Here is a 2,712-nt window from a genome sequence, read left to right as displayed (position 1 = left end):
GACGGGGAGGACGACGGCAAGAAGGACCCCCGGCAGGAGCAGCTCGAGCGCAACAACCAGGAGGGCCTGGAGCAGCGCCGCGAGGAGCAGGACCTGTACGACGACGACTTCAACCGGCCGAACAGTTGGTGACGCTGCCGCTCGTCGGGCCCCGGTTTCACGCATGGGCGGTGGCCCCTGTGATCGGGGTCGTCTGCTGTCACGCCTTGGCAGTGGACGACCCCAATGACCGGCCCACGTCGCTGAGGACGGTCCTCCGGTGTCGGCATCGCGCGCTCAGCGGATGCATGTAAGAGGGTGTTCGACTCCGCGGGGATCAGACGAGTCAGGGCAGGTGTCGACGTGTTGAACCGCGCAGCGAGCCAGCGCGGACGTCCTTGAGGACGGTGTCCTCATCGTCAATGCGGCGTTGGGTGATCTCGGCCAGCCGATCGGCGAACATCCCGGGATCGAGCGCGTGAACGCACCCGGAGTTGTACGCAGCTTCGAGCAGGCGGACAGCAAGGTCGTAGTCGTGGATCCCTGGGTTGGACGACAATGTCCACGCCCTCTCGTCAGGGCCCACGAGCGTGGCGCCACCGGCGTAGATCATCCCGCGATCATCGACACAAGCGGCCGACCACAACTGGCCGGAACCGACGAGCACGATGCGAATCGAGTGCCCCGAGGCATCGGTCCTGTGATGGCTTCCATCACCGCGTGAGCACGTTCCGCGTCGACGGCCATGAAACCAGTATCCGGTGCGACGTCCCGATATCGGCGGTGTTGCGCTCTCGGCGGTGTGTTCGGGCTCTAGACGGAGTTGACGTCGATGACCGATGCTCGGGGGAAGCGGGCCACGGTCACCACGGCTCCGTCGCGAATCGGCAAGGTCTTTGCAGACACGTCGTACTCGGTCTGATCGTCGGGGGCGAGGTCGACGACGACGCCGAACTCATAGTCCCTCTGATCCTCATCACCCGACAGGCCGGTGACCATGTCAGCCCAGACCTCCACCTTCGAGCCGTCACGAGGCGTGACGCGCCAGTGAGACGGGGTGCCGCCTGCCAATCTCATGCGGCTGAGCGCAGGCGGTCGAGCGAGTGCACGGCCGTCGGCACGTGCGGACGCGTGCGTGTCCAACGAGCTCACTGACTCGCACCGGGCATGCCTGTGGCCCCGCTGGTGGGCGGGGTTCGGGGCGTGGGGGTCAGTGACCGTCGGGGTCGGGCGCGCGGGGTGGGTCGAGGGCTCGGGTGCCGTGGGGTCCGACGAGGAAGTGGTGGCCGTGGGGGCTGATCCACAGGTAGTGACCGGGTAGCACAACGAGATATCGCCAGTTGCTGAAGGTCTTGGCGCGGTGATGTCGCCGGCATCCCGGGGCGAGGTTGCAGGGGCAGGTCGGGCCGCCCTTGTTGTACGGGACCACATGGTCCAGGTCGCACGCCGCGGCTGGCCTGCCGCACCAGGGGAACCGACAGGTGTGGTCCCTTTGTTCGACGATGCGCCGGATGCGGTCGGGGATCTCATAGGAATCGACCGGGACACTGTCGGCCAGGTCGATCACCGGCCGCACGGTCACGGTCGTGTTGGGTGCCTGGAGCCATTCCTTGATCTGCGCCGTGGAGACCGGTGTGCGGCCCTGGTCCCACCGGGCGACGGGGTTCGCGAACGGGTTATCCTTGTTCAGGGTGGTGTCGGTGATGTGGACGCTCATCTCGACCTTGCGACCCGGGGATTCGGCGATCACTTCACCGGTCTCCTCATCGGCGAACAGGAGGTCCAGGGACAGGTCCTGGCGGGCGATGTCGCCGACGGACTTGGACCGACGCACGTCGAAGGAGTCGGTGTCGCCCAGCTTCCCGCGAAGCTTGGCTCGGCGAGACAACGCGAGGTCGAAGTCATGGGCATCTGCGGCGTCCAGGACGGAGTGGGACTCGACCTGCCCGTTCGCGTCGACCTCACCGAAGTCGACCCGGCGTCGCTCGGCGGCGGCCTGGCGCTCTTGCTCGGCGCGTTCGGGGTCGAACCGGATGACCGCCTCGGTGACGAGGCGTTCGAGTTGCGCCCAACCGACACCACCGACGGCAGCCAACTGGCGATCGACGAACGCAGCCGCGTCAGCATTCAACGACCTGGTCAGGTCGGCGATCCGTTCGGCACGCCACGGCTCCAGGCGGCCCTCAACCACCGAGGCGTAGATGCCGGGCAGGCGCCAGGCACACTCGATGATCCGCCCGACGTACGCACGCCCACCATCAGGCGAGCGACCCAACACGGCGATGAACTCCATCAGGTTGAACTCACTGACCAACGGTGCACCCTCGCCTGCGATCGGGACCCCGGTGTCGATGACGCCGTCCATGATCGTGGCGGCCTGCTCGGGGGTGGTCACGATGTTGCGGTTCGCCCACGCCACAGCATCAATCCATTCACCGACCACCAGTTCCCGGCGGTCACGGACCCTGGTCCGGACGTCGGTGAGGATCTCAGCCGTCGACCGGGTGTCGTGGCTGCCCTTCAGTGGGGGCTGGGTTCCGAGATCCATACATGTATTGGATCACCGACCGCCGACATCACGAAGCGCAGCGACATCGCCTGTGGAGAACCTCAGCGCGGCGTGTACAGCCAGCGCAGGATCGTGCGGCTGACGAAGTACCCGACGCACGCACCGACGATCATGAAGACGTTCGGCAGCCAGCTCGGACCGTCAATGGCGCGCGCGGCGACGTA

The 2,712-nt window shown here is 66.7% G+C and carries 3 protein-coding genes; all 3 read right to left on the bottom strand.

What is annotated here, in order from left to right; translation table 11 throughout:
* Nucleotides 1-325 precede the first annotated feature (325 nt).
* Nucleotides 326-592: a hypothetical protein gene (locus V6M39_RS06175; protein WP_332642876.1), complete on the bottom strand. Its 267-nt coding sequence runs from the start codon at nucleotides 590-592 to the stop codon at nucleotides 326-328.
* Nucleotides 593-792: 200 nt separating this feature from the next.
* Nucleotides 793-1,131, bottom strand: a complete 339-nt coding sequence (locus V6M39_RS06170) for a hypothetical protein (RefSeq protein WP_332642874.1) — start codon at nucleotides 1,129-1,131, stop codon at nucleotides 793-795.
* 58 nt (nucleotides 1,132-1,189) lie between these two features.
* Nucleotides 1,190-2,527 (bottom strand): HNH endonuclease signature motif containing protein, encoded by a 1,338-nt coding sequence (locus V6M39_RS06165; protein WP_332642873.1) that lies wholly within the window; start codon nucleotides 2,525-2,527, stop codon nucleotides 1,190-1,192.
* Nucleotides 2,528-2,712: the final 185 nt, after the last annotated feature.

Source organism: Aeromicrobium sp. (genome assembly GCF_036675695.1).
GTDB lineage: Bacteria > Actinomycetota > Actinomycetes > Propionibacteriales > Nocardioidaceae > Aeromicrobium.
The sequence above is the reverse complement of the archived record's forward strand: the minus strand, read 5'-3'. Positions and strand labels throughout refer to the sequence as shown.

Bases quoted from the DNA above. Each gene is read 5' to 3' on its own strand.
- V6M39_RS06175 (WP_332642876.1), bottom strand. From the start codon at position 592: ATGATCTACGCCGGTGGCGCCACGCTCGTGGGCCCTGACGAGAGGGCG.
- V6M39_RS06165 (WP_332642873.1), bottom strand. From the start codon at position 2,527: ATGGATCTCGGAACCCAGCCCCCACTGAAGGGCAGCCACGACACCCGG.